At 44.1% G+C, this 23,842-nt stretch carries 24 protein-coding genes and 1 tRNA gene; 19 read left to right on the forward strand and 6 right to left on the reverse strand.

The genetic code is table 11. From position 1 onward, the window contains the following. Positions 1-79: 79 nt before the first annotated feature. The gene (locus VX941_06940; GenBank protein MEE2933145.1) at positions 80-979 is read right to left on the reverse strand and encodes an alpha/beta hydrolase; all 900 of its coding nucleotides are present in this window, start codon (positions 977-979) and stop codon (positions 80-82) included. Beyond that, entirely contained in the window at positions 966-1,604 is a 639-nt protein-coding gene (gene lipB, locus VX941_06945) for a lipoyl(octanoyl) transferase LipB (GenBank protein ID MEE2933146.1), read from the reverse strand. The genes VX941_06940 and lipB overlap by 14 nt, the downstream gene beginning before the upstream one ends. A gap of 67 nt (positions 1,605-1,671) precedes the next feature. On the opposite strand from lipB, the gene VX941_06950 reads away from it, so the two are divergent. The 9 genes from VX941_06950 to VX941_06990 all read left to right on the forward strand — a co-directional run bounded on the left by VX941_06950 (position 1,672) and on the right by VX941_06990 (position 8,662). Then, positions 1,672-1,758: transfer RNA gene (locus VX941_06950), tRNA-Leu, on the forward strand. 353 nt (positions 1,759-2,111) lie between these two features. Then, a complete protein-coding gene (locus VX941_06955; protein ID MEE2933147.1) occupies positions 2,112-2,483 on the forward strand; it encodes a magnesium transporter in 372 nt (123 codons plus the stop codon). A gap of 191 nt (positions 2,484-2,674) precedes the next feature. Next, complete coding sequence (locus VX941_06960) at positions 2,675-3,340, forward strand: SDR family oxidoreductase (protein MEE2933148.1); 666 nt, start codon at positions 2,675-2,677, stop codon at positions 3,338-3,340. Positions 3,341-3,381: 41 nt separating this feature from the next. Next, on the forward strand, positions 3,382-3,990 hold the full coding sequence (locus VX941_06965) for a 2-hydroxychromene-2-carboxylate isomerase (GenBank protein MEE2933149.1): 609 nt from the start codon (positions 3,382-3,384) through the stop codon (positions 3,988-3,990). 6 nt (positions 3,991-3,996) lie between these two features. Further along, positions 3,997-4,953, forward strand: coding sequence for a glycosyltransferase (locus VX941_06970; protein ID MEE2933150.1), 957 nt, complete (start codon positions 3,997-3,999; stop codon positions 4,951-4,953). Beyond that, positions 4,928-6,901 carry an asparagine synthase (glutamine-hydrolyzing) gene (gene asnB, locus VX941_06975; GenBank protein ID MEE2933151.1) on the forward strand — a complete coding sequence of 658 codons (1,974 nt, stop codon included), beginning with the start codon at positions 4,928-4,930 and terminating at the stop codon, positions 6,899-6,901. The genes VX941_06970 and asnB overlap by 26 nt, the downstream gene beginning before the upstream one ends. 218 nt (positions 6,902-7,119) lie before the next feature. Continuing rightward, positions 7,120-7,320, forward strand: a complete 201-nt coding sequence (locus VX941_06980) for a hypothetical protein (protein ID MEE2933152.1) — start codon at positions 7,120-7,122, stop codon at positions 7,318-7,320. Continuing rightward, the gene (locus VX941_06985; GenBank protein MEE2933153.1) at positions 7,320-8,234 is read left to right on the forward strand and encodes a hydroxymethylglutaryl-CoA lyase; all 915 of its coding nucleotides are present in this window, start codon (positions 7,320-7,322) and stop codon (positions 8,232-8,234) included. Before VX941_06980 ends, VX941_06985 begins: the two co-directional genes overlap by 1 nt. After that, positions 8,231-8,662: a DUF1489 domain-containing protein gene (locus VX941_06990; protein ID MEE2933154.1), complete on the forward strand. Its 432-nt coding sequence runs from the start codon at positions 8,231-8,233 to the stop codon at positions 8,660-8,662. Before VX941_06985 ends, VX941_06990 begins: the two co-directional genes overlap by 4 nt. A gap of 134 nt (positions 8,663-8,796) precedes the next feature. On the opposite strand, the gene hisI is transcribed toward VX941_06990, so the two are convergent. Continuing rightward, a complete protein-coding gene (hisI, locus tag VX941_06995) occupies positions 8,797-9,288 on the reverse strand; it encodes a phosphoribosyl-AMP cyclohydrolase (protein MEE2933155.1) in 492 nt (163 codons plus the stop codon). Between the two features lie 102 nt (positions 9,289-9,390). Here hisI and cysS point away from each other — a divergent pair, with 102 nt between their 5' ends. Further along, positions 9,391-10,773: a cysteine--tRNA ligase gene (gene cysS, locus VX941_07000; GenBank protein MEE2933156.1), complete on the forward strand. Its 1,383-nt coding sequence runs from the start codon at positions 9,391-9,393 to the stop codon at positions 10,771-10,773. A gap of 4 nt (positions 10,774-10,777) precedes the next feature. Here cysS and VX941_07005 read toward each other — a convergent pair whose 3' ends face one another. After that, complete coding sequence (locus VX941_07005) at positions 10,778-11,497, reverse strand: SDR family oxidoreductase (GenBank protein ID MEE2933157.1); 720 nt, start codon at positions 11,495-11,497, stop codon at positions 10,778-10,780. A 92-nt stretch (positions 11,498-11,589) separates the two neighbouring features. On the opposite strand from VX941_07005, the gene VX941_07010 reads away from it, so the two are divergent. Continuing rightward, positions 11,590-12,348, forward strand: coding sequence for an aldolase/citrate lyase family protein (locus VX941_07010; protein MEE2933158.1), 759 nt, complete (start codon positions 11,590-11,592; stop codon positions 12,346-12,348). A gap of 16 nt (positions 12,349-12,364) precedes the next feature. Next, complete coding sequence (locus tag VX941_07015) at positions 12,365-13,339, forward strand: hydroxyacid dehydrogenase (protein MEE2933159.1); 975 nt, start codon at positions 12,365-12,367, stop codon at positions 13,337-13,339. Between the two features lie 63 nt (positions 13,340-13,402). Here VX941_07015 and VX941_07020 read toward each other — a convergent pair whose 3' ends face one another. Beyond that, positions 13,403-14,374: a Gfo/Idh/MocA family oxidoreductase gene (locus VX941_07020; protein ID MEE2933160.1), complete on the reverse strand. Its 972-nt coding sequence runs from the start codon at positions 14,372-14,374 to the stop codon at positions 13,403-13,405. 159 nt (positions 14,375-14,533) lie between these two features. Between VX941_07020 and VX941_07025 the strand changes: the two genes are divergently transcribed. From VX941_07025 to VX941_07055, 7 genes are all read left to right on the forward strand, one after another. Then, complete coding sequence (locus VX941_07025; protein MEE2933161.1) at positions 14,534-14,971, forward strand: cupin domain-containing protein; 438 nt, start codon at positions 14,534-14,536, stop codon at positions 14,969-14,971. A gap of 356 nt (positions 14,972-15,327) precedes the next feature. After that, entirely contained in the window at positions 15,328-16,314 is a 987-nt protein-coding gene (locus tag VX941_07030; protein ID MEE2933162.1) for a tripartite tricarboxylate transporter substrate-binding protein, read from the forward strand. A 303-nt stretch (positions 16,315-16,617) separates the two neighbouring features. Beyond that, positions 16,618-17,937: an amidohydrolase family protein gene (locus tag VX941_07035; GenBank protein MEE2933163.1), complete on the forward strand. Its 1,320-nt coding sequence runs from the start codon at positions 16,618-16,620 to the stop codon at positions 17,935-17,937. A gap of 174 nt (positions 17,938-18,111) precedes the next feature. Further along, complete coding sequence (locus VX941_07040) at positions 18,112-18,969, forward strand: phytanoyl-CoA dioxygenase family protein (GenBank protein MEE2933164.1); 858 nt, start codon at positions 18,112-18,114, stop codon at positions 18,967-18,969. 389 nt (positions 18,970-19,358) lie between these two features. Further along, positions 19,359-20,234: a TauD/TfdA family dioxygenase gene (locus VX941_07045; protein MEE2933165.1), complete on the forward strand. Its 876-nt coding sequence runs from the start codon at positions 19,359-19,361 to the stop codon at positions 20,232-20,234. A gap of 15 nt (positions 20,235-20,249) precedes the next feature. Next, a complete protein-coding gene (locus VX941_07050; protein MEE2933166.1) occupies positions 20,250-21,158 on the forward strand; it encodes an NAD(P)-dependent oxidoreductase in 909 nt (302 codons plus the stop codon). Between the two features lie 18 nt (positions 21,159-21,176). Next, positions 21,177-22,565 (forward strand): SLC13 family permease, encoded by a 1,389-nt coding sequence (locus tag VX941_07055; GenBank protein ID MEE2933167.1) that lies wholly within the window; start codon positions 21,177-21,179, stop codon positions 22,563-22,565. A gap of 503 nt (positions 22,566-23,068) precedes the next feature. Here the strand turns inward: VX941_07055 and cobA are convergent. After that, positions 23,069-23,842 carry a uroporphyrinogen-III C-methyltransferase gene (gene cobA, locus VX941_07060; protein MEE2933168.1) on the reverse strand — a complete coding sequence of 258 codons (774 nt, stop codon included), beginning with the start codon at positions 23,840-23,842 and terminating at the stop codon, positions 23,069-23,071.

Raw genomic sequence — 23,842 nt, forward strand, 5'->3', positions numbered from 1 at the left:
CAGGATGGTCAATACGGCTTAAAAAATCTACGGACCTAAAGGGAAGAGAATTCTCTTTTGTGATACTGGAGCTCCCTTTTTAAGGATTTTTTTTGAGTAAAATGCTGGCAGCGGTGCTGGCCATTCCCTTATTCGAGTGACCCACTCCGGCTACTGTCTTTAGTTTCCAGTTGAATTGAAGGTTGTTCCTTAGCGCCGCTTCTTGACCGATCTGGAAGTAAAATTTACCCCTCGCTAAGCGGTGAGGGCCTTGATCCTTGGCTTCCCGTGTTTGGCGAAGATTCTTTGTTTGGCGGGTATCGCGATCGCCGAGGAGAATGGTTAAATCTGTCGCGAAAAGTGGCTTCAAATTACTGCTGTTTGCTGGGCTGTCTCCCATACCGTATGGAAAATCTATGGTAAATAACGGCAACGTATACCATCCAGCATTTGCTGCGACGGCCCTCGCTACCTTGGAACCGCCCTTGAATGTTAAATAACGGTGGACAAATTGCCCGCCAGCAGAGTGACCGTAGAGTAAGAATTTTTTCTGCACTGAACCAGTTAGAAATTTGGCACGATCAAAAATGCGATCGACTATACTGAATGTCCATTCCTTTTCGGGCTTTTCGTCGCCCGTGGCAATATCGTATATGCCTCCAGAATGATATGATAGGCTTCCAGGAAAGTCGAATTTATCAAATTCTGGGGCAAGAATAAGGGCATTATACTGATCAGCATAAGCTTTCCATGGTCGCCAGAAACGCAACACCTTGCGGCTATTGCCATGCATTATGATTACGATGGGATCGGTCTTTGTAAAGGATGTCGGACAATGATAGTAAACTGAGATATCTCGGTTTTTATTATCTCTAATCCGGTCTTCATAGGTAAAATATCCGGATCCAGGCTTGATTTCGCCAGCTAAGGAGGAGGCACATAAAAAAAACAGATAAAGGCCAGATAATATTATGATGCAGCAATATTTAACCGAATACATTTTCAAAACACTCCATTAATGCCATATCAAGATCCTCTAACGTGACTGGCAGCCCAAGATCAACTAAGGAGGTAACCCCATATTTCTGACGCTCAATACCGCAGGGGCGTATAACCGAAAAGTGATCCAAATCGGGGTCAACATTAATAGCAATCCCATGAAAACTTATCCAATGACGAATACGGATACCTATTGCAGCTATTTTATTTTCACTATTCCCAGACCCGCGTACCCAAATACCAATACGATCTGCTCGTCGTTCGGCATTGATGTTAAACTGCGACAAGGCAAGAATTATCCACTCTTCTAAATTACGAATAAACTGGCGAACATCTGCACCACGAACACGCAAATCTAACATTGCATAAACTACACGCTGACCGGGTCCGTGATATGTATATTGTCCGCCCCGACCGCTGTCGAAGACTGGGAAACGATTTGTGTCAAAGAGGTCATCTGACCTTGCACTAGTGCCCGCAGTGATCAAAGGGGGGTGTTCTAAAAGCCAAATTAATTCAGGCTTAGTACCTTCCCGGATATCAGCGACGCGATTTTCCATCAGAGCTATGGCCTCATGGTATTTTACCGGATGGTCACTTATCTTCCATTCAACGTGTTTCAAAATTGTTTTCCTGATAATGTGCGTAAAATTACTTTTCTTATCTCGTTAATAATATAATACTACGACATATGCGGTCGTGGCGGAACTGGTAGACGCGCAGCGTTGAGGTCGCTGTGGGAGAAATCCCGTGGAAGTTCGAGTCTTCTCGACCGCACCACCACTTCGGAATAGACAAAGTCCGTTAGATATAGTGGTGCATTTGTTCTTGTCTGCTATAAACCTTACAGCCATTAAAATACCAGAAGTATGGCAGTTATCTTCAATGTTTGTGTTCTCTAGTTTATAGATTATGTAGCTCCTGTACCATAATCTTGACCTGTAGATGGGCTAAAGCATGAAAATAAATTCAGGCTTTGAAGTCATAAAATATATGGGTTCACAATACCTAAGACCCTAGATTAGTGTGGTACAAAGCTGAGGATGCTTTTACTGCTAATGGAGGCTTCATGAGAACTACCGGCCCTTAAAACATCCGGTGCTCCTACTCCGCTTTACGGCGTTGATGACACGTTGGTACGTGACCAAGCAGCTGCATTGGGTAGCAACGCAGGTACTCAAGCATTAATGGTGGCCGTCCGTGCTATTGCAACCAAAGAGTTGACAGTAAATAATGGAACTAGGACAATTGGGGAGGAGATACTGTTTGGCGGTATTAACGGCATACTTCTCCCTGCAATACTATTTTTTATTGTCGGTTTGTGGTTTTCTGACTTGAGTTTGGGTGTAGTGTTTGGGTTGGCAATAATCATCAACATGGTTGTTGCCGGACTCATCGGTGTCGGAGTGCCCGTAGCACTATACCGGGGAGGTATTGGTCCAGCGTTAGCATCATGCGTTCTAGTAACAGCAATTACAGATATTATTGGGTTTTTTGCTTCCTAGGCCTTGCTGCTTGGTTAATATTTTAAGTGCTTTGAATAGTTGATCCCTTCTACCAATCTGCATTTTGATTTTCTTGGAGAAGTTGAAATATATTTGTCGGTGTGAGTGAATATCATCATTCAAACGCCTAATAACAAAATTAAGCCAGCAAATATTCTTCTTCTAACAAAATAAAAATTTGAGGACATAATATGCCAACAGTAATGATAACGGGTGCTAGCAGAGGTATTGGTCGTGAATTTGTCAAACAGTATCTTAAGGCAGGTTGGGATGTAATAGCTACATGCCGTAACCCAGAGGGTGCCGGCTACCGAAATGGAGAAGCTCTACAGCTGGATATTGCTGATCCAACAAATCTTAAAAATCTCTCGGAGCAGCTGTCGGGAAAAGCAATAGACCTCTTAATTAATAACGCTGGCGTTAACCTCGCAAAAAATACAGATATTGGCACTTTCGACTATGACTCTTGGGCTGAAACTTTTTTGGTAAACGTTCTAGCACCGCTCCGAGTTGCAGAGCTTTTTATACCGAACATTAAAATTTCGGAACGAAGGCAGATCGTATTCCTTTCAAGTATAATGGCAAGTCTCGAACAAAATACTGGTGGAATGCCGGTCTATCGTTCTTCTAAGGCAGCCCTTAACCAGGCTGTGGTAACTATTACTCCTCAGCTTCGTCTCAAAGGTATCACAACATTACTAATACATCCCGGTTGGGTTAAGACTGACATGGGAGGGCCAAATGCAGCTATTGATGTTCAAACTAGCGTTTCCGGTATGAGGGAGACATTCGACTCGTTGACACTTGACCGTACAGGGTCTTATGTCAATTACGACGGGAAAATAATTCCGTGGTGATTTTTGCGGATGAATTGAAACACCTTAATAGATAGGATTAGATGCGAAAATTGAAGCCAATTGAATTTTATTTCGAGTTTGCCAGTCCATATGGTTACTTTGCCAGTGTTACAGTAGATAGTATTGCTGAAAAATACGGGCGTACGGTCTTATGGCGCCCAATAATGTTAGGCGTCGCTTTAAATGCTACTGGTAGCAAGCCAAATGTATTAGTGCCTATGAAAGGTGAGTATTTTAAACGCGATATTGAACGTTGTGCCAAGGTGATAAATTTGCCTTTTTCTTTGCCCGAAAAAATACCCATGAATTCGCTATCGGCTAGTCGTGCTTTTTATTGGCTAAATGAACAAGACCCCAGCAAAGCAAAGGACTTAGCAGCCGCTATCTATTATGAACATTGGGGTCTAGGTAATGACATGAGCGATCTTGACGACGTGGCGCGGGTTGCTGAAGCGATTGAGGTAGATGGAGAACAATTAAAGGCTGGTTGCCAAAGTCAGATAATAAAAGACAAACTGAGAGAGATTACTATGGCGTCGGTTGACGCTGGTGTATTTGGATCACCTTTTATCATTGCTGACGATGAACAATTTTGGGGGCACGACCGTCTCAATCTGCTGGAAAAATGGCTCGATGCTGGTCATTGGTAGGCACACATGTCGAATAACAGTAACATTCCTAACGGTGTTTCTTTTATAATTCCGGTTTACAATAAGGCGGAGCATCTTCCCAGTGTCATCCAGCAAATAAAGTTACAACAGGGCAATTTTCCAAAACAGTATATTTTCTTGGATGATGGTTCCACCGATGGTTCGCTGAATATTGTAAAGTCAAAAACGGCAGATTGGGAAAATGTGATTATTAAAACTCAACCTAATTCGGGTTCAGCGGCTGCTACCAATGCTGCGATCAAATTGGCTAACCAGCCGTATCTTAAGTTTGTAGATGCCGATGATCTTTTGACTGAAGATGCCACAATGGCTCTACTCAATGCTCTAAAGGCCAGTGATGCTTGTTTAATTTTTGGAGGCGTAAGGCAGTTCGCATCAGCATGTCAATTAAATTTGCAGGGTCCTTCAAAAGATGCAACCGTAGACAGGATAGACGCTCCTCTCAGATTGGCGCTAAAAAACTCTCTATTCAATCCGTCACAATTTCTAGTTCGAACAGATGCTGTTCGTGCAGTGGGGGGGTGTGACGAACGGGTAATCCATTCACAAGAGTACGGATTAACGCTGAGGTTGGCCCGGAGGTGGCCATTTCTCAGGCTTAACGACGTTGTAACTTGGTTGCCAAAACAATCGGAAGGGCGTTTGTCTACAAATGAAGGTCGACAATTGCAGCGTGTAACAAGAGCAGTCGCGCACTTTCTTTATGAAAATCCTGACTTGCCCCTTTCCATAAAAAGTTTTGCTTGTAAGCGGCTCGCTGGTCGGTCTTTAAAATATGTCCGACGCCGTAGTGCAGGAACTGATGCAAGCCGATGGTATTTAAGATACCTTGCAGCTCGGCTCAATCTGGTTAAAAATCATGCTGAGTTTGCTGCCGAGTGTGTCTCGGCCTTCGAGAGTGCTGAAAAATCACCGGTTGGCGAACAAGCCCCTAATTATTAAAAAGTTTGATGAAAACATGTGTGGCTTTGCTGGTGTAATTGACATAAAGCATGCGTTTGAAGCGCCGATGTTAGAAGATTGCGCCCGTGATATGGCGTCTCGTATCGCTGCCCGGGGCCCCGATGATGAGGGGGTCTTCCTTGATAAAAAGGCTGGATTCGCAGTTGGTTTCCGTCGTTTATCGATTATTGACCTGAGCGATCATGGGCATCAGCCAATGATATCGCAAGACGGACGCTACGCTGTGGCTTTCAATGGTGAAATTTATAATTTCAGTGAGATACGTGAGACTCTTGAAGCGGAAGGCGTTACAAGTTGGCGTGGAAGTTCAGACACCGAAGTGCTACTTGCTGCAATTTGTTATTACGGTTTAGACAAAGCGGTCCATCTTTTTGATGGGATGTTTGCTTTCGCACTTTGGGATATCAAGAAAAGTCGCTTGCATCTTGTACGCGATCGTTTAGGCGAAAAGCCGTTGTATTATGGTTGGTGTGGCAGTCACTTTCTATTTGGTTCTGAGTTGAAGGCTTTTACGGCGCACGTTGCATGGCAGCCAGAGATTGAAGAACGAGCTCTTGCCGCGTTCCTACGTTATTCATACGTTCCTGAACCATTCTCAATATATCGTGGTATATTCAAACTGCGTCCAGGTCATCATTTACGACTTGACGTAGCAAACATGGTTCCCTCTATTTTACCAAAACCAAGTCCGTATTGGTGTCCCAGAGAAGGTTTTGAGGCGAGCCAAGTCAAAAATCAGTTCATTGAGGAAGATGAAGCATTAGATAGATTAGAAAAATTATTAACCGATTCGATAAAACGTCGGCTTACTGCTGATGTTCCTCTAGGGGTTTTACTTTCCGGTGGGATCGACTCCTCTATTATCACAGCGTTAGCGCAAAAAGAGACAGATGGAACAATAAAAACATTTACTCTTGGCTTTGAAGATCCGTCCTTCAGTGAAGTAACGCATGCCGCTAATGTAGCCAAAGTGCTAGGCACTGATCATACAAATCTGATTTTTAGTGAGAGCTCCATTTTACAAATGGTCGGAAAAGCGTCGGAATGTTATGATGAACCCTTTGGCGACATAAGCCAAATACCAACGATGCTTTTGGCGGACATGACCCGCCCACATGTCAAGGTCGTATTATCTGGAGATGGCGGTGATGAGCTCTTTGCAGGTTATCCAAGATATGAGGCTATATTGGACCGGTATCGAGGAAATAATCGTGGAAGACGCATAAGTTTCTCGTTGGTGTCATCGATCCTGCCTACAGGCCTTCTCAATAGGGTAAAAAGTTTCACCGGTCGCCCCTATCGGTTAGGGGATAAGATTTTTCGAATGATAGAGGAGGGTACCGCCGATACGCCCGAGGCAATGCAGGCCCTTTTTATGTCTCGGTGGAGAATGGTTGACTCAATTAGTAATTTAAATGAACTTGGTTACTTCGGTGAATCAAACTATTGGCCAAGCACTGGGGATGACTTGAGCCGGTTGACGTACGCTGACTCTCAAAGTTATCTACCAGGAGACTTATTAGTCAAGATCGATCGAGCAAGCATGTGCGTAGGACTTGAAGTGCGTGCTCCTTTCTTGAACCATGACTTTGTAAGCTACGCATGGTCGTTACCATCAGATTTTAAAAGGCGGGACGGTTCGGGGAAATATCTCCTCCGGCGATTGTTGAGTAAGTACGTCTCGCCCGAGCTATACGAGAGGCCAAAGCAAGGGTTTGAGCCTCCGATGGCTTGTTGGCTTCGCGGGCCCTTACGTGAGTGGGCAGAATCTCTTTTGAGTGAGCAGAGCCTCGCCCAAGATGGATGGCTTGAGCTGGAGCCGATAAGGAATATCTGGACAGAGCATCTGGCAGGGTTTCGCGACTGGCATTTTGAGCTTTGGAATGTTCTGATGTTCCAGGCTTGGCGTGGTACTTGGCATTTGTAATTCGAGCTGGTTTGCGGATCAAGGGGTTTACATGCACTGTGATTAGACCAAGAGCTGACGAATTGAGACCTGCTATTCAAAGTAGGAGAGACTCTAACAGTGAAGAATTCATAGAAAATGTTTGCTAGAATGGTGCTCTCGGCTGGGCTTGTAGATTTAGTTGTTGATTTTGTTTGTTTATATTGCTCTGGATAATTTGATGGACAAGCTACTAAATAATGGGCCAGCTAGTATTATTGGAAAAATTATTAACGAATTATTTACGCTACTCAATTCATAATCGTATCGCTGTGGAACAATCTTTAATAGCATTTGCAAAAGCACACGCAATGAGAAGTGTGGGCAATAATGCTATAGCGTTTGTCGAGGCCAGAAAACGTCGATGGGCATCGGCGGTAGTTCTACTGAGGGAAATTTGATGGCATTACCCGGAAAGGTCAAAATCGTTGAAGTGGGTCCGCGTGATGGGCTGCAGAATGAGAAAAAGATCGTGCCTCTTGAGGTGAAGGTAGAGTTTATAGAGCGCTTGGGGGAAGCGGGAGTTGGGGCTATGGAAGCGGGGAGCTTTGTTTCACCAAAATGGATCCCCCAAATGGCTAACACTAACGACGTATTTGCCCGTGTTTCGAGAAGACCGGGTGTCAAATATTCGGCTCTAATACCCAATATGAGGGGGTTTGACCAAGCGTTAGCGGCCAAGGTGGATGAAGTTGCAATTTTTGCTGCCGCTACCGAGAGTTTCTCACAAAAAAATATTAATTGTTCTATTGCAGAAAGTTTGAACAGGTTCAAGCCGGTGGCAGCGGCGGCAATGTCGGCGGGCATTCCACTACGGGGTTATATATCTTGTGGCCTCGGATGTCCTTACGAAGGTGAGGTTTCGGCAAAAGCGGTGGCTAACGTAGCGGCTATTTTAGAGGACATGGGGTGCTATGAAATTTCATTAAGCGATACAATTGGCACAGGCACCCCTATAAAAGCGCAATCGATGGTTGAGGCAACTTTAGAACGGGTCGCGCTTAGTAAGATCGCAATTCATTTTCACGATACGTATGGTCAGGCTTTGGCAAACATCCTTGCCTGTCTTGAAATGGGTGTATCGGTGATCGATAGTTCTATTGCTGGGCTTGGTGGTTGTCCTTACGCGAAAGGGGCCAGTGGGAATGTAGCAACTGAGGACGTCATTTACATGTTAGAGGGTATGGGTATTGAAACCGGCATAGATCTTAACAAGCTTCTTGCTGTGGGACAGTTTATCAGTGAATATCTTGAGCGTCCCTCTGCTTCAAAGGTTGCGACAGTTTTTTATCAGGATAGGCAGGCCAGTAGGTGAGTATTTTACATCTCAAAAAACTTTGTGTGGGCATCCGTGATATCGAACATTTACGGATGATGCAGTTGGGCCGCTTAATAAAAGGACGAGATGGCGAAGCCAAGCTATGGCACCGGACAAGGAATGCGCCACGGCGCATGGGTGAATTACTTAACGGAGGTTCACTATATTGGGTGATAGGTGGTTTTATTTGTGCTCGCCAGATGCTTAAAGGAAATGACTCATACGTAGATGAAAATGGTATCCGACGATGCTTACTGTTGTTAGATGGAGACGTTATCCCGACAATGCCAAAGCGGCATCGCCCCTTTCAAGGTTGGCGTTACTTGGAAGCGAAGGATGCACCGCCAGACTCAAATGAAGAGGAGCAATCAGATAATATGCCCTTTGAGATGGCCCAAGAGCTCAGAGAGTTGGGTTTGTTGTAGGCATGCAGTAGAGGAGAATAACCCCATAATTTAAATGTAATGTCACTCAAATTGAACATCTAATTGCAGAAAACCTCACCGAATAAAATTGGCATGTAATTTACGTATCATCATTATTTGACCTTAATAAAAACCTACAATTTGGTTGGGTTTGGAGCGTTGCCGTATACGTCCTGCGGATCAAAGACCTTATTTAACTCTTCGAATTTCAGTATGATTGGTGATTCGGGAATAGTCCCAGTGGGAACTGAACGATAAAAACAAGAACGGTAACCTACATGACAGCTTGCTCCATTTCCTGCAACTTCGACCCGAAGCCATATGGCATCCTGATCATCGTCAATTCGCATTTCTACTACCTTTTGCACTAATCCGCTGGTTGCACCTTTATGCCACAGGACCTGCCTGCTCCGGCTCCAATAGAAAGCTTCACCAGTTCTTATTGTGTTGGTAAGGGCTTCAGCATTCATATACCCGTGCATAAGCAATTCGCCACTTTTTGCATCCGTAGTAATAACCGGGATGACGCCATTGTCATCAAATTTGGGCGCTAAACGTTTTCCTTCCTCTACTTGCTCAACTGAGGTTCGAGGTGCAAAATGTTTGTGTATCATGTCTTTTGCCATGGTTTTATTATCCTAAATACTCATTAGTAATTGAGTGTGCTGTGATATATAACCACTTGCTCATTGCGGCAAGCATTCAATCCTTAAGGTTTATTGGCTCAGATGTCTTTAACTGTCTTCAATTCCTATTCTGGCGTTCGTGAAGTCTTCCTTCCGAATGATCCAAAACGTGTAACGGTCTATGCTTGCGGGCCCACTGTTTATAATAACGCTCACATTGGTAATGCTCGTCCCGCAGTGGTTTTTGATATTTTAGTGCGTTTGCTGCGACATCTCTATGGCAGTAAACACGTACTCTATGCTCGGAACATCACAGATGTAGATGATAAAATCAATGCTGCGGCACAAAAAGAAGGTGTCCCAATTAGCATTATCACCGAACGATATACCAAGATATATCACCGCGATGTAGAAGCTCTCGGAGTTTTGCCACCAGATTTGGAACCTCGAGCAACCGATCATATAGAAGATATGAAGCTTATGATTGAAAGGCTGATTGCGAAAGGGCATGCCTATGCAAGAGATGGACATGTTCTCTTTGATGTGCGCTCGTATTCGGAATATGGAGCGTTATCTAAATGCAACCAGGATGAGATTGTTGCTGGTGCAAGAGTGGAGGTTGCCCCGTATAAAAAAAATCCATCTGATTTTGTCCTTTGGAAACCATCAGTAGATGGGCAAGCGGGCTGGGACAGTATTTGGGGATTTGGACGTCCCGGCTGGCATCTGGAATGTTCTGCAATGATTGAAAGACATCTTGGTGAAACCATTGACATCCATGCGGGAGGTCGAGACCTGTTATTCCCGCATCATGAGAATGAAATTGCGCAAAGTGTCTGTGCGCATGATGGGAAGACATTTGCACGTTATTGGATGCATAATGGCTTCGTTAATATTGATCATGAAAAGATGTCAAAGTCTTCTGGTAATGTTACATTGGTATCTGACCTTCTTGATGAGGCACCTGGTGAAGCAATTCGATACGCACTGCTTTCTGCTCATTATCGACAACCGTTAGGTTGGTCGAGTGCTAGTCTTGTTTTGGCTAGGCGTAACCTTGATAGGATCTACGAAGCATTGAGGTTACTCAAAGATGTACATCTTGAGGCACCTCCCATGCCAGCACCTTCGGTTATCGCAGCTCTTGAGGATGATTTAAACACTCCCAAAGCCATGGTGGAAATGGCAGCACTAGTGCGGTTGGCAAATACTGCACAGGACGAGAACGCACGCAGAGAAGCAAAGTCTAGCCTGATTGGGTCGGGAGCCTTGTTGGGTATATTAGAACACGATCCGATTAAATGGTTTGCTCAAGGCCTTGAGGTAGATTCAAATGAGATCGATGAATTGATTGAGGCTCGTAACGCTGCGCGTAAAGCTAAGGATTATGAGAAAGCCGATCAAATTCGCAATGATTTGAATGAGCGCGGTGTCGTAATTGAGGATAATAATCTGGGTACTACATGGCGGCTAGCGAAAAAATAAACCACTAAATACCCGGCGCACCTATTGTCATCCCCCCACAAACATGAATTGTCTGTCCTGTAATATAACCAGCCTCATCAGCCACAAGGAATTTCACTGCATGGGCTATATCTTCCGGTATGCCAAGGCGTCCAACTGGCATCGAATCAACTAATTCTTGATATTTTTTGGTTCCCGGCGGATGGTTTCGTAGAAAGAGTTCCGTTTGAATAGGCCCGGGAGAAACCGTGTTGACAGTTATTCCTGCTGGCCCGAGTTCTAAAGCCCAACCCCTACTGAAGCTCACCAACCCGGCCTTTGCAGCTCCATAGGCCGTGCGATCTTCCTTACCCATCATGGCGCGTGAGGCCATGTGTACGATACGCCCAAATTTTCGCCTCTTCATGCCGGGTATGACGGCTTGGCTGCACAAGAGTGCGCCCCTCAGATTTACATTTATCTGTTTGTCAAAATCCTTGAGAGTAGTGTCTTGAGCACTAGCGGGTAGTGAGTAGCCGGCATTGTTAACCAGTATGTCTACTTGGTGCTCTGCTACTATCTCCGCCAAGGCTTTAACAGCAGCCGTGTCATTCTCTAAATCAATCTTGTAGTATAATCCCGGAAAGTTTTTCTCCGGGTCACTACGGGCGATTCCAATGACAGTCTTGCCATCAAGACTTAGGTTATTGGCTATCGAAAGCCCTATTCCTTTACTGGCACCTGTGACGATTGCAGTACGTCCCATCTATCCCTCGCCTGTATATCATGGCATTAGCTATTCGGGTTAAGTTATATTTTGTATATTCAGGGTTAGCAGTATCACAAAAGGGTGAATCCGTGGAAATTGAAAAGAATAGGTTCAAACGTGCAATACAAAATGGCGAAGTACAAATAGGCCTTTGGACAGGCCTTGCAAACCACATGTCAATGGAAATCCTGAAAGACTCGGGATTTGAGTGGATCCTTATCGATATGGAGCATTATCCAAATGAGATCCCTTTGCTCGCAGGACAACTACAAGCACTCGAAGGCGGCAGTGCCACACCAATTGTAAGGCCGCCTTGGAATGATCCGGTGTGGATTAAAAGAATTTTGGATCAAGGTGTCTTTAGTTTGCTCTTTCCTATGATCCAGACAGCAGAAGAAGCTGAATTAGCTGTATCAGCAACTCGTTACCCACCAAAAGGTATTCGTGGTGTTTCCTATAATCACCGAGGCAACCGATTTGGGCGTGTGAGTAATTACCTCGAAAAAATTGAAGATGAGCTATGCATTCTTATTCAAATTGAGACTCGAAAGGCATTGACGAATGTCGAAGATATCGCTGCCGTTGATGGCGTTGACGGTGTTTTCTTCGGTCCAGCCGATTTGTCGTGTGATATGGGATTCCCAGGGCAGCTTGGTCACCCGGATGTTTGCAAAGCTATTCTGGACGGCCATGAAGTAGTTAAAAAAACCGGAAAACCTACGGGAATTCTCACCGGGATTGAGAACGATGCGAAAATGTTTATAGATGCTGGTATGAACTTTGTTGCGGTCGGTTCTGATTTGGCGTTATTGGCTCGTGGCTCTGAGGCGCTGCGTAGAAAGTTTTAGTGAGGCGAGTGTTGCGGTGAAAAAAGTTCTTGTATTGGGGAAAATTCACGAAAGTGGAATAGCAATGCTTCGTGACGTGCGTGAGATAGTAGTTAAGGAGTTGGCTGAACACTCTAAGGACATATTTGACGAACTGTCAGACGCAGACGCGATTATTGTACGCATGACAAAAATTACTCGTGAGATCGTAGAATCTGCACCACACCTAAAAATAGTTGCCCGCCACGGTGTTGGTTATGAGGCGGTGGATATAAATGCGCTTACAGAGTTCGGCGTGCCGTTGACCATTACTGGTGATGTAAATTCGGTGGCAGTCGCCGAACATACATTAGCGCTTATGCTATCATTAGCGAAACAAACAGTGATCTACGATAAGGCCGTTCGTATGGGGAACTTTGGTATACGTGATGGTTTTGATAGCACGGAGCTTCTGGCGAAAACTATTTTATTAATAGGTTTCGGGCGTATTGGAAAAGCAACTGCGGTTCGGGCACGTGGCTTTGGCATGAGGGTTTTGGTAGCAGATCCTTTTGTCAGCCGTGAGGATGTAGAGGTACAGGGTTACAATTATGTGACTAATTTTCACGATGCCTTAGGTGGGACAGATTATGTTTGTATTCACGTACCCAAAAAGCTCGAAACAGAAAATCTGATTTCTACAGAAGAGTTTAAAATGATGAAGGAAACCGCATATGTAATTAATGTCTCGCGTGGGGGTATTGTTAATGAGCCTGCACTATTTTGTGCTTTAAAAGAAGGCTTGATAGCAGGCGCGGCATTGGATGTATTTGAGCTTGAACCACCAAACTTGGAAAATCCACTCCTAAAGCTTAACAATGTTGTTGTCAGCCCACATTGTGGCGCATTTACGAAGGAATGCGCAAAGAGGATGGCGATGGCATGTGCGCGGGCAGTTCTCGGTGCTTTTGAGGGCAGGTTTGATCCTCAGTTGGTTGTAAATAAGGAGACATTGCCGAATAAAATGCAATAGACTGAAGAAAATATTCCCCCTAGTAACAGTGTTTAAAGCACTACGAAAATCAGAAAATTAATTTTAATTGAATTTGATAACTTCTCCAGTTGCGGCAGCCCTTACAGTGTTTTCAAGAATTTCTACTCCATGAATAACATCTGTTATGGGTACAGGAAAATCCTTACCCGTTCGCACTAAGTCTGCGAAAGCCTCAAGCTCAGCTTTTTCAATATCAACATATTCGAATTCGGTTATTTCTGGGGTTTTCCGTAATTTGCAGGTTGCCAAGGTACTCTCCCCGCGCATTTCTGCCCAACCTTTAGAGCCGGCAACATGGAATCGCCAATAATTTGCGGTTACGGCAATGCAGGTAAGATTTCCAGTTACGCCATTTTTGAAACGAAAATTTATGCTTGTACAGTCATCTCTGTCACTATCAAGAACGCGAGTTTCAGAAGAGGCATGTAAGGTTTTCACATGTCCCGCCGCCATTAACATTAGATCAAGTACATGTACACCTTTTCCGCACATAACCCCAGCTGGGTTTTCTTCTCTAGTAGACCTCCATCCCGCTTTTTGATCATAACCGGCATGTCCAGAATGAGCTCCCTCTACATGCAATAGAGTTCCTAGTTCGCCCTTATCAATCATCTCTTTAATTTTAATGAGAGCAGGCTGAAAGCGCCGATTAAAGGCAACAGCCAGTTTTATCCCGGCTTTTTCGCAAGCTTCGACAGCAGATACGGCGCTCTCTTTCGTCAGAGTAAATGGTTTTTCGCAGAAAACATGTTTGCCTGCAGAGGCAGCCTGTTCCACGTGTTTACCGTGCACGGAATGCCCAGTTGCAATGATGACAGCGTCAATGGCATCGTTGCGCAATGTTGCCTCATAATCATTGGAAATAGGGATACCAGTTTTCTCTGCAAATTCGGTATATTTTGAGGGGTCACGGGTTATCATTTGAACAATTTGGATCTTATCGCTTTTATTGTGAACCGCATTGATTAATGTTTGGCCCCAATTTCCAAGTCCGTAAATGGCTGTTTTCAGCATTATAGCACTCCACCTGTTGTTTTAATGGGTGTCTTTTGCACTAGGTAATATCCCCAGTACTCTTGCCCTGTAATGAAGCGATAGTGTACTCGTTAAACCAAACCAGTTAAATTAAGACTGTGTCAACCGATAAAAATATTTTGGGAGGAGAAGGAACTTATGGCGAGTGAAACTAAAACTGAAGGTGCCCAAAAGGCTGGCCTCGGGGTTGTAGCGTGGAAAATGGACGAAGTCGAAAAGGTTGCAGCAGGTACGGGGTATTCAACCGCTCATGGCGGAGTTATAGAAGGCGAGCGGATGCTTGTTGGATATATCCATAAGCCTCGAGGAACTGGCTCTCGCATGCATAGCCACCCAAATGAGCAATTCAATTTTGTTTTACAGGGGACGCTCATGGGTGAGATTGACGGTATTCCGTTTAAAGCACCAAAAGGAACATTAGTGCACGTTCCTGCCGATGCTCCACACCAGATGATAGCAGACCCTGATGATGACGATGTAATCTTTCTAGCGTTGAAGGATCTATCACATGGAATTATCGGCATGGCTATCGATGGCAAAATGAGTGGTCCTCATTTTGAAAAGGGGTTTGAATAAAAAAACAGTAAGAAAGAGTTAAGACTAGGTCTCCCTTGAGGGCAAAGTGTTGGGATAAGAAAGGTAAAAAACAAGTAGAGATGCGATGAGACTGGCAAGGCTGTTTCTAGTGCCGCGAAGAAGGCTGCCAAAGACAGTTAGGGGTCGTTCGCTCCTGAAGATCAACAAACTCTGAGTGAAATTTGTTAATATGATTAGGTATTAAGTATGCATTTGATCTTCAGACTTTTCGCGATAATGTGACAAAGTGCACAGACGGTGAGCGGGAGGATATTTATTAACAGAGCCATTTTTTTTACATTTTTCGTTGTTAGGCGTGGTTTATTTGGTTCAAGTTAGCATTAGGGAGGAGTGCAATGTTTAAGATGTCCCAAAAAACTTTCGTTTGCGGTGCTGCAAGCCTCACGGTATTTGCGTTGGCATCAGCTTCAGCCTCGGCGTGGAAGCCGTCGAAGGAAGTTGAATTAATAGCTCATGAAAAAACCTCAACTTCAACTTACGGCTTTGCATCGGCCGTTCTGGCTGCGATCAAAGAGGACAAATTACTACCAAAGGGTGTCAGCTTGCGCTCTATAAGTGGTGTGCGTGAGGGAACGGCTCGGGCTCTTGTAGGGGTTAAAAACAAAGGGAACCCCTATATGGTGCAAGTACTTTCACCATCACAAATTAATAATCCGATTTTATCAAAATCTAAGGTCGATTATAAATTATTTCGGGGCGTGGCGATTATGGTAGTTGCGCCGCTAAATCTCACCGTTCCTAGTAAATCGCCATACAAATCGATGAAAGACATTGTCGCAGACGCGAAAAAACGCCCGGGCAAAGTAATTCATGGAGGCGGTGCCTATGGAAACGTGGCTTCGTTGGTGGGTGAAATGTGGGCGCGTAAGGCAGGATTCGAACAAACATATGTGGCCTACAAAAGGCAGGGAATGCTTGAATTATTGGGTGGGCACATTGCTTATAGCATGCATAATCCAGTTCAAATTGACAAATTTGTTAAAGCTGGGAAACTGCGCATCATTGCTGCTTCCAAAAAGTTGGGTACGTATCCGAAAGTTCCTACTTTCAAGGAAAGTGGGTATAATTTTCCAGTTTTGGAACAGTATCGAGGCTGGTGGTTGTCAGGAGGTGTTCCGGATGACGTAATTAATTTTTATATCAGTATTATGAATAAAGTTAGAAAGTCCGCTGTTTTTAAAAAGTATGAGAAAAGATACAACATGACATCAACATGGGTGACAGGGAAGGCGCTGGATAGAATGTTGGCTGAGGAATACAAAAGTTACTATAAACTAAACACCGAGCTTAAGTTGATCGGTAAGCAAAAAAACAGTAACTGAAAAAGCCTTTTTAATAAAAAATACCATCATTTTCTTTCAATGGTAATATTATTCTATAAATATTAATAATAATAAATTATTCTTTTTAAATTTCAAATATACTTTATCTTTTACATTTAAATATTTAAGATCGTATTTTATTTTTTGTGTTTTCTGTATTGGGTATTTTAAACCGAAGTGAATTGTACAGCTTTTTTTTTACTAATCGGACTGGCAGCATAAATAACCGTTTATATTTGCCACAGCATTAGTTTTTGTACACATCAGGATAAAATCTAACCGAAACAATGGAGGAATGTAAATATGTCCGTTAAGGCAATCAAGGCTGGTCGCATTATCGATTGCACTGGGGCCAATCCGATCGAGAATGGCGTTGTTGTTATCGATGATAAGGAAATTAGCGCTGTAGGGCCTGAAAAAAGTGTAGAGATTCCTGCTGGCGCTAATATTATTGATGCATCCGGCAAAACGGTCATGCCTGGTATGATGGATATTCACCTTCATGTAGGTATGTTCAACAACCGTACATTTAAAAACTATCGCGTCGCCCAGTGGGAGGTAACGCCGCAACAACAGCAAATGTACATGTTGTTTCATGCCCAGCTTTGCTTTGAAATGGGGTTTACTACGTTGCGCGATATGGGCCTGATATCTTCACGCGGTTTGATGACACAAGAAACTTGCGCCGTTCGTGACATAATCAATGCAGGTTGTTTGGACGGTCCGCGCATGAAGGTCTCTGGATTTACTATTATGACTTGTTCGCATTTGGAACTCATTCTTCCTAAAGCAGCCTTGCGTCATGATGCCTCCACTGGTGATGGACCATGGGAGCTCCGTCGCCAGGCCCGTCTAGCTGTGCGTCAGGGCGCTGACGTTATTAAAGCGTGTCACTCCGGTGGCGGCGGCACGGACGATGAAGAGCCTGATGTACGCAACATGACATACGAAGAGCTTGAGGCCATAGTTGATGAGGCTCATGCACTCCTTAAGCCGTGTGCGTGTCATTGTTTCACGCCTGAAAGCCAAAAAAATGCAGTAAAAGCTGGCGTTGATACGATAGAACATATGGTGTTTCATACTGATGAAACACTTGAATTGATCAAAAGCGCTGGAAAGCCAATGGTACCGACACTGCTTCACCGCACGGATCACGCTATTGATATTCGTCGTGATATTGGAACCCCGCAGTTCACACTCGATAAGATGAAGCAAATACAGCCGTACTGCTATGAGACGTTTCAAAAAGCGCATAAGCTTGGAATAGATATAGCTATGGGTACCGATATGGGTTTTGAGCCAGGGTTCGGAACCAACGCTCAAGAATTAGAGGTTTATGTGGACCTTGGGATGAGCCCGATGGATGCATTACTTACTGCTACTCGTAATGCAGCGAATGCCATTGGCGTTGGCAACCAACTTGGCACGCTAGAAAAAGGCAAACTGGCTGATGTGCTAGTCGTTGATGGAAACCCTCTTGAAAATATCAAAGTATTGCAAGATCGTGAGAAGATGCAGATGGTGATGAAAGAAGGCACTATTTATATTGACCGTCGTCCTGGTTTACCACGTAAGGAGATTATGACTGCTGAACCAGATAGCTGGGCAAAAATTGATGCATAGTTACAGGGACACACATTACCGATTTCGATTGAAGTGACTTCGGGCCGTTGTTTGGTCATTGCCTATGTGATTTTTAAAATTCTTTTTCGAATAAGATCATAATTTTATTTATATTTTGTAGTTACGGATTGATTAACTGGAATAATATTCTTCCAAACACCAACGGGTATTGACATGTCAGGATTGACGGCAGAACAGATTAGTCAGTTTCGCGCAGATGGGTTCTACTATCCACTGGATGCTTTAAGTGAGACAGAGGTCAGCCAGTTTCGCGAAGGTCTGGCGATGACTGAGGAGCACATTGGAGTTCCCCTCGCAGATGCAGATGGAAAATTCCGGCATAATCTGCACACTTTATGCCGTTGGACTGATGATTTGATAAGGCATCCTGCAATTTTGGATGTGATAGAGAGTTTAATGGGGCCAAACATTATCCTTTATACCTGCCGTGCATTTATTAAGCCGCCTAAATCGCTTGGTATCACAGCATGGCATCAGGATTCTACTTATTTTGGTCTTAGACCTTTTGATCACGTGACTGCATGGGTAGCCCTATCGGACGTAGACTCAGAGAGTGGTCCGGCAGAATTTGCTCGCGGCAGTCATATTCGTGGACAGCTGTTGCAAGAAAGCAATGTAGTAGAGAATAGTGTTAATACTGCGGGTCAAATGACTGTCGAATGGTTTGACAAATCTGATACTGATTGTGCTATTTTGAAAGCGGGTCAATTTTCCTTGCATCATACTTGTACGTTACATCAATCGGCACCAAACAAGTCAAATCGTCCGCGCATTGGCTTGGCGTTAAGCTATATTTCTACGCGAACGAGTAATACTGGATCGTTCCGAATGCCAGCAACTCTTGTTCGTGGATCAGATGAATACGGAAACTTCGACTTACAGCCCCGTCCGGTAGTAGATTTTGGTCCTGAGGAAACACGTCGGCATGCCGCATCTCATGCAGTATTTCTTGAAAATTTTCATGAGCAACGTAAGCGTCATGAAGCAGGCTTGGCAGCAAACATGGCATAGCAAAAATCTAGGGAAACTAGATTTCAATGGCCATCAAATAATTGTCTGTAAATTTAGCATCCAGAGACCCAGATATAAGCACTTATCGGGCTGGATTAAATCGTCGTCCGCGGTATTCCGCTTAAGATAAAGGGGACCATATGTAGGATAAAGCTAAGCTATATCTTCAGGGTAAAAGTTCTCAAGGTTGGAATTGTTGTTTATTATAGCGAGAGACACCGGTTAAGGATACATATTATTCTTTCGCTATTCATCGGCTCGCAAGTTTACCCCGCCAAAGGCGACGTAGCGTCAACCTTATATCCGCAGTCGCAGTCATGCTACTCACGATATCGAGTTAAGGGGGAGATAAAATGTAAAAGGCGAATAAGAAAAGTATAGCTTTTCAAATTCGGACAGCCGCCAATAGCTTTGTTCATGAAGTTCAAGGATTGGACGTTAAAGAAATATCGGATATTCAATTCGACCAGCTTGAAAGATGGTTTGATCACGGGGACGCATTATTTATGCGAAATCAGGACTTGCAAACATCCGACCTCGTGACTTTCTCGCGGAGATTTGGCGAGTTACAGGGTCATGTTCGCCATGAATACGCAATGCTTGGCTATCCTGAGGTCTATGTCTTATCCAATATAAAGGAAGGCAATAAAACTATTGGATCTGCCTATGCTGGCGATGATTGGCATTTAGACCTGTGCTTTATGCGAGAGCCGGCAAGAATGGCCATTTTATACGCGATAGAAATTCCACATGATGATGATGGTTATTTATTAGGTTATACTCTCTTTGCTAGCGTTTCTGATGCCTATGACACCTTAGATAAAGATTCGCGGAATAGACTAGAGAACAAAATATGCTCGATGCAATATAATCGTCGCCAAGAAGAAAAACGTATCCAACGTCTACACGATCATCCACGGTTGCCAATGACGGATGAGCAAAAGGCTAAAACGCCGGATATTTGGCAGCCGATTTTCAGAACACACCCAAATACTGGTCGGAAAACAATCTATGCCAATAAAGTAAATACCTTCCGTATTGAAGGCCTCTCAGACAAAGTTTCCCTGCCTATCATCCAAAGTCTCCAAAAGCATGTCACCCAACCCGAAAAAGTATACCGCCATAAATGGCAGGTGGGTGATCTCTTGATGTGGGATATCGCAAGTGCTCATCACATGGCAATCGGTGATTACAAACTACCACAGCGTCGCAACCTAATTCGGACTTTCATCAAGGGTGGTCCAGTTTTTTTAAGGCATGGATAAAAAGAAAGGAATGTGATGGTGAACATCAAAAAAGTTGGCTTTGTCGGGATCGGTAATATGGGTAATCCTATGGCTCGTCATCTAGTGAATGCTGGTTTTGACCTTACAGTCATGGATAAGAGAGCGGATGTGGTAGAGACTTTTGTAAAGGCCCATCATTGTAATAGCACTGAAAATTTGGTGGAGCTTGGCCAATCCGTTGACGCTGTTATAACGATGTTGCCGACAAGTGATATTGTGCGTGCCGTAATTCTTGGTGATAGTAATGAAAAAGGTATTGCTGATGGCATGAGTGAAGGAAAACTTGTCATCGATATGAGCACATCGAACCCGGCTGATACTCTGGCATTAAATGAGGTATTGATAACGCGGGGTATTGGATTGATAGATGCCCCCGTCGCTGGAGGTGTTGTTTTTGCAAATAACGGTTCTTTGCTTATCACCGTAGGTGGATCGCAAAAAAATAAAAATCGTGCTATGTCGCTTTTAGAAGCGATGGGCTCGGAGATTAGTGATTGTGGAATATTAGGTGGGGCTCATACTATGAAAGCTCTCAATAATTTTGTGAATGCTGCAGCATTGATAACTGGGATTGAGGCCATGTCAGTAGCGCTTAAATTTGGACTAGAGCCGGGGGTTGCAATTAGTGCACTCAAAAGTGCGTGTACCGGACGAAACAATCCTATCGAGAAAAAAATTGAAGGGCATATTTTGAGTGGGAAGTACGCAACAGGGATGCCAATCGGGCTAATCGCTAAAGATATAAAAATTGCGGTTGAAAGTGCCGAAGCACTGGGTGCTTTTGCACCAATTGCAAAAGAAACATTGCGGCTCTGGGAGCAGGCAAGAGATAAAATTGGTTTTGATCCTGATCAATCAGAAGTGGGAAGATTATGGGAGTCCAAAACTGGAATTAAATTCTAAAATGGGTGGGGCTTAAAAGTGCCCGTATCTTTTAAAAAACCAACAAATATATTAATTAGTATCGCACTAGCGATCGCAGCGTATATCGTCTACTGGCCCTACGCCATTGATGATGACCCTTCACACTATCATGCAGCTGCACTTTTGGTTGTGGCAATTACCTTTTGGAGCACACATAAATTACCGGAACACGTGACTGCTCTTATTCTGATGTTGGGAGCGGTCCTTTTATCAGTTGCGCCCCCCTCCACAGCATTTTCTGGCTTTGGATCAGGGGGCACTTGGTTGATATTCGGAGGCCTTATCATAGGAGCGGCTATCTCCAATACTGCGCTGGATAAGCGTATCGTGGACACTATTCTTCAGCGGATTAAGCTTGGTTATGGCGGGACGATTGCAGCCTTAATGTCATTAAGTTTTGTACTTGCAATCATTATACCTTCGACTATTCCACGGATACTTTTGCTGATGCCCATTGCATTGACGTTAGCAAGGCGCATGGGATTTCAGATGGGTAGTCGAGGGGCAAATGGCATCGCAATGACAGTGGGAGTTGGTAGTTTTCTTCCGAGTTGGTGTTTATTACCCGCTAATCTTCCGGTTGTTGTGCATACCGCTGCTATTGAAACGATATACGGAGTAGCACCTAATTATGGGGAGCATTTTTTGATCCATTTTCCTGTGATGGGTCTTCTGCGAGGTGCGGTGTGTGGTATTGTCTTGTATTTTCTTTTCAAGTCAGACGCTAAGATCATACAACATAAAGTATCGATAAAACCACTTGGCGCGCAGGGCCTCCGGCTGTTATGGTTGTTGGCAATTACATTGGGGTTTTGGGTAACCGACTTTTGGCATGGTATTGCGCCTGGTTGGATAGCATTAGCCGCTGCGATTATTATTCTTATGCCGTGTTCAGGTATGCTCGATGAGGACGCATTTCGTCATAAAATAAATTTTGGCCCTGTATTCTACATCGCCGGCATCTTAAGCCTTGGTGCAATATTATCTAATTCCGGTCTTGATGCATGGCTTTCCAGTTATGTGATAGAACTGCTTCAGTTTGAAAAGGAGCGGAATGCCATTAACTTTGTGCTTATCTTAGGGATTGGACTTTTCTCCTCCATGGCAATGACAGCACCGGGTGCGCCGGCACTTACGGTCCCACTGGCCGAAGCTCTTGCAGATGCTACAGGAATACCTCTGCTGACGGTGCTTATGGCAGAATTGACTGGGCAGTCCCTAGTGTTACTTCCGTACGCTGCTCCGCCTGCCGCGATTGCGATAATCATTGGTGGCGTACGGATTGTTGATGCTGTTAAAAGTATGTTTTTTACAACAATGGCTACAATAATTTTTCTGACACCTTTTCAATATTTTTATTGGGTGACCATTGGCTTGTTTGAATAGGTCAGTTGAGTTTAATGTGTGTCGTATTCTCATCTATGCATGCAACTCAATAATAGATTTAGTGTAGTTTAGGTGGAACAATCATTGTAAAGAGTTAAAACTGAAGTCAGCGGTTCTGCATGCAGGGACACTCAAGCTAGGCCTAATCATCCGGCCATGAAGGGTAACGAAATCGCTCTTTCCAAGCTCTACATTGGACGTTGCAAAAAAGAATCGTGGTGTAGAACGCAGTTGAGTCGTCAATTGACCAACCACTCAAAGATTGGGACAAAGTATCTAAGGCAGATTATCTGGAAAGTATTCAAAAAATTTAATCATTAGGATTTTGGAAATCATTAAGAGTAATTAAGCTTTAAATTTACGACGCTAAAGTGAGGTTTTTTTTTGGGCCATTCAACATTATTAAAACTATTACCTTGATAGAGGGGCTTGCAATGGTTGATGAGTTCACCGGAGGGGGCCAATAAATACTAATTACCATATCTTTGTTAACACCGTTTAGCTTAAATCTGAAGCCAATCGAGTTCTTCGTAAAAATTAACAGTTTCACCGACAACAACAAGGGCTGGGGTAAGGATCATTTTGCTGTCGCGTGCCGCATCTTGTAGTGTTGTTACTACTACCTTTTGGTCTGGCAGGGTGGCCCTACTGACAAACGCCACTGGCTCTTTTCGAGAGCGGCCAGCATCCATGAGAAGTTTCGAAATCTCGGCTATATTTTTCAGTGACATATAAAATACTAAAACCTGTGACCCTTCCGCAACCGCTTGCCAATCTACAGAGGTTGAGGTGATTGTATTTGCATTGTGACCGGTCAAAAACGTAACAACTCTGCTTTTAGCGCGATGAGTGAGTGGTATTCCAGCGTAGGCTAATCCACCAATGCCAGAGCTGATACCAGGAACAATACGGAACGGAATCTTTGCTCTCACTAAAGCTTGCGCTTCCTCGCCACCCCGACCGAATACAAATGGATCTCCCCCTTTCAACCGCAAAACACGTTTCCCTTCACCTGCTAATTGCACGAGTCGGTTCGAAATATCCTCTTGGATATGAGACGGTTTACCCCCACGTTTTCCTGCGTAAATTAATTCAGCATGATTGGGTGCACCTTTTAGTATAACCTTGGTAACAAGGGCATCGTAAACAATGGTATCTGCATGGCAAAGAGCGTGCCATGCTAGAACGCTTATAAGACCCGGATCTCCCGGGCCGGCCCCCGCCAGCCACACGGTGCCGGGGTCGAATGGTGGAAGTTTGAAAGGAAAGTCGGTCAT

It is taken from the genome of Pseudomonadota bacterium, assembly GCA_036339585.1.
In the GTDB taxonomy this organism is placed as follows: Bacteria; Pseudomonadota; Alphaproteobacteria; order UBA8366; family UBA8366; genus UBA8366.

Excerpts from the sequence above, each read along its gene's own strand:
- VX941_06940 (MEE2933145.1), bottom strand. The coding sequence starts at position 979 with ATGTATTCGGTTAAATATTGCTGCATCATAATATTATCTGGCCTTTAT.
- VX941_06960 (MEE2933148.1), top strand. The coding sequence starts at position 2,675 with ATGCCAACAGTAATGATAACGGGTGCTAGCAGAGGTATTGGTCGTGAA.
- VX941_06965 (MEE2933149.1), top strand. The coding sequence starts at position 3,382 with ATGCGAAAATTGAAGCCAATTGAATTTTATTTCGAGTTTGCCAGTCCA.
- VX941_06970 (MEE2933150.1), top strand. The coding sequence starts at position 3,997 with ATGTCGAATAACAGTAACATTCCTAACGGTGTTTCTTTTATAATTCCG.
- VX941_06980 (MEE2933152.1), top strand. The coding sequence starts at position 7,120 with ATGGGCCAGCTAGTATTATTGGAAAAATTATTAACGAATTATTTACGC.
- VX941_06985 (MEE2933153.1), top strand. The coding sequence starts at position 7,320 with ATGGCATTACCCGGAAAGGTCAAAATCGTTGAAGTGGGTCCGCGTGAT.
- hisI (MEE2933155.1), bottom strand. The coding sequence starts at position 9,288 with ATGGCAAAAGACATGATACACAAACATTTTGCACCTCGAACCTCAGTT.
- cysS (MEE2933156.1), top strand. The coding sequence starts at position 9,391 with ATGTCTTTAACTGTCTTCAATTCCTATTCTGGCGTTCGTGAAGTCTTC.
- VX941_07005 (MEE2933157.1), bottom strand. The coding sequence starts at position 11,497 with ATGGGACGTACTGCAATCGTCACAGGTGCCAGTAAAGGAATAGGGCTT.
- VX941_07020 (MEE2933160.1), bottom strand. The coding sequence starts at position 14,374 with ATGCTGAAAACAGCCATTTACGGACTTGGAAATTGGGGCCAAACATTA.
- VX941_07025 (MEE2933161.1), top strand. The coding sequence starts at position 14,534 with ATGGCGAGTGAAACTAAAACTGAAGGTGCCCAAAAGGCTGGCCTCGGG.
- VX941_07030 (MEE2933162.1), top strand. The coding sequence starts at position 15,328 with ATGTTTAAGATGTCCCAAAAAACTTTCGTTTGCGGTGCTGCAAGCCTC.
- VX941_07035 (MEE2933163.1), top strand. The coding sequence starts at position 16,618 with ATGTCCGTTAAGGCAATCAAGGCTGGTCGCATTATCGATTGCACTGGG.
- VX941_07040 (MEE2933164.1), top strand. The coding sequence starts at position 18,112 with ATGTCAGGATTGACGGCAGAACAGATTAGTCAGTTTCGCGCAGATGGG.
- VX941_07050 (MEE2933166.1), top strand. The coding sequence starts at position 20,250 with ATGGTGAACATCAAAAAAGTTGGCTTTGTCGGGATCGGTAATATGGGT.
- cobA (MEE2933168.1), bottom strand. The coding sequence starts at position 23,842 with ATGACCGACTTTCCTTTCAAACTTCCACCATTCGACCCCGGCACCGTG.